The following is a 2924-nucleotide window of genomic DNA, read 5'->3' as shown; positions in this document are numbered from 1 at the left end:
ATTAAAACTAAAGGAAAAAATTTTTTAAATGATTTTTTTAATAATTTTAAATCCATATTAACAAAACTGCCAACTATAATTGCGGAAACCACAAAATTAGGAAAACCAATTCCCTTACCACTATTAAAGGATTTCATATTGTTGGAAACAATATCTTGTAAATTTTTAATTGCCGGATTTTCACTAAATTTATAAGTTAATAAAAAAGAAGGCAATAAAATACATAAAATGGAACCGCCACCAATATCTTTTAAAATAGGTGTTTTTTTTCCTATAAAAACTAATAAATCCGATATTAACATAGTCATCAATAAAGGTGTTATTAAAGTGTGCCAAGTAGGAAAACCTTTTACCGTAGAAATTTTAGGTGGACAATCTGGCTTGTAATCAAAATATAATTGCAACATAAGAATAAAACTAATTAAACCGAAAATAGGCAAACTAAAACCTAAAATTTTTATTTTTGCATTTTTTTTCAAATCTTTAGTTATATCTTTCATATAATCCTCTATATTTTATTTTATAACCTACTATTGTCTATTTAATAATGTATGTTACTAAAATATTAGTATATTGTTAACATATTATTACAAATTAAATGAATAATAAATTAATAATTATTTTCAAAATTGATAAATATTTGATTTTTTTATTTTCAAATTCTTATTTATTATTTATCCATATTATATAATAAACATATTTTAAAAAATTTGATTATAATTTCTATATTTAATGACGAATATTTTTGTTTTTCCTTAAATAAACACTTAAAATAGCAATATCCACGGGATTAACACCTAAAATTCTAGAAGCTTGTCCTAAATTACGAGGTTTTATTAAATTTAATTTTTCTTTAGCTTCCATAGATATATTATGAATATGAAAATAATTAATATTAATTGGAATTTCTTTATATTCTAAATATAATAATTTTTGAATTTCTTGCTCTGCTTTAACAATATAATTTTCATATTTAACTTGAATTTCGACTTGTTCCAAAACAGCTTTTTCATACTCTTCGCCATAAAAAAACTTTAGCATATTGACATCTAATTCTGTTCTTTTTAATAATTGATATAAATTAGTATTTTCTTTGATAAATACATTATTTAAATTAAAATATTCTAAATCAATTGGTTTTTTAGAGAAAATAATTTTTTTACGTAATTTTTCTTTTAACATTTCTATTTGAAATCGTTTTTGTTCTACTTTTTGATACAATCCTTGATCTATTAACCCGACTTGAAATCCATAATGAGTTAACCTTAAATCTGCATTATCATGCCTTAATAACAAACGAAATTCCGCTCTTGAAGTTAATAAACGATAAGGTTCTTGTGTTCCTTTGTTGATTAAATCATCAATTAAAACACCAATATAAGCATCTTTACGACTTAAAACTAAACTATCTCGTTGCTGTATTTTCAAACTAGCATTAATTCCTGCCATTAAACCTTGACAAGCTGCTTCTTCATAACCACTAGTCCCATTAATTTGACCAGCAAAAAATAAATTTTTAATTTTTTTAGTTTCTAAATTATAATCTAATTGATTTGGATTGAAAGCATCATATTCAATAGCATAAGCATATTTGGTTATTTGTGCTTTTTCTAAAGCAGGAATAGTTTTTAAAATTTGGTGTTGTATTTCTTCAGGCATACTAGTTGAAAGACCTTGTAAATACATTTCATTCAATTCTAAACTTTCTGGTTCGATAAAAAGCTGATGTGTTTCCTTATCACAAAAACGTACAACTTTATCTTCAATAGAAGGACAATAACGTGGACCTGTACCTTCGATATATCCTCCATACATGGCAGATTTATTTAAGTGTTTTTTAATAATTTGGTGAGTCATAAGATTAGTATGTAATAAAAAACAAGGTTCTTGTACTCCTAATTGATCTATGATAGGAGGAGAACTAAAAGTTTGTAAAAAAGCATCTCCCAATTGAATTTTAGTCTTACTATAATCAATAGTATCTTTTTTAATTCTCGGCGGCGTCCCTGTTTTTAAACGAATAATTTGAAAACCATAATCTTTTAATTGCTTACTGATATTATATGTTGTAGGAGCGTTATTAGGAGCTAAATTATATCTTTTTTGACCAATTAAAATTTGACTTGAAAGATAAGTACCAGTGGTTAAAACAACTGTTTTACCATAGATAATAGTATTATCATACAATTGAATACCTCGTATTTGTCCATGTTCTATAATTAAGTGACTGACTAAAGATTCTAATAAAGTTAAATTAGGTAATTGTTGTAACATCTTCAAAATAATTTGAGGATATTTAATTTTATCTATTTGCGCTCTTAAACTACGTACAGCAGGTCCTTTAGAAGTATTCAGCATTTTCATTTGTATTTGAGCTAAATCAGCTGCTTTACCCATTAAACCACCTAAAGCATCTATTTCTCTAACAACTACTCCCTTAGCAGGTCCTCCAATGGAAGGATTACAAGAAAGAGTTGCGATTTGTTTTAAATTACCTGTCACCAATAAAGTTTTATGTTTTTTTGCTAAAGACCAAGCCGCTTCAACCCCTGAATGACCTCCCCCAACAACAATACCTTCATAAATCATTTTATTATACTGCCAACTCCTATTCTCTTTTTAAATCTAAATACAAATTTTCATTTATGTAATAAAAAAATTTGCTTCTATTTCGTTATTTCATCAAGAGGTTGATATAATCTTTGTTGTTCTACAAGTTTTTCGTATTTTTTCGCACCTAAAAAGCATTTCACTTCTTTTCTCGCTTCGTTTAAGCGTTTTTCTTTATACTTCAAAAGACACTTTACTCTAAAAACAAAAAAAAATGAAAAAACAATGAAAAATAAAAATAAAGCTGACAAAAATAGGAGTTTTTGTGAAACAAAAATAAAGTAAAAACAAAAAGAAATTAAAATAAAAAATAA

General features: G+C 25.5%; 2 protein-coding genes. Both read right to left on the bottom strand.

Going from position 1 to position 2924, the window contains the following annotated elements:
- Positions 1-500, bottom strand: a 500-nt coding sequence (locus AlmWB_RS00565) for a 2-hydroxycarboxylate transporter family protein (RefSeq protein WP_192833063.1), incomplete at its 3' end; no start/stop codon positions are given.
- A 229-nt stretch (positions 501-729) separates the two neighbouring features.
- A complete protein-coding gene (gene mnmG, locus AlmWB_RS00560; RefSeq protein ID WP_050337091.1) occupies positions 730-2589 on the bottom strand; it encodes a tRNA uridine-5-carboxymethylaminomethyl(34) synthesis enzyme MnmG in 1860 nt (619 codons plus the stop codon).
- Positions 2590-2924: the final 335 nt, after the last annotated feature.

The organism is Candidatus Phytoplasma phoenicium (assembly GCF_001189415.1).
Taxonomy (GTDB): Bacteria; Bacillota_I; Bacilli_A; order Acholeplasmatales; family Acholeplasmataceae; genus Phytoplasma; species Phytoplasma phoenicium.
This window is presented reverse-complemented; position numbering and strand designations above follow the sequence as displayed.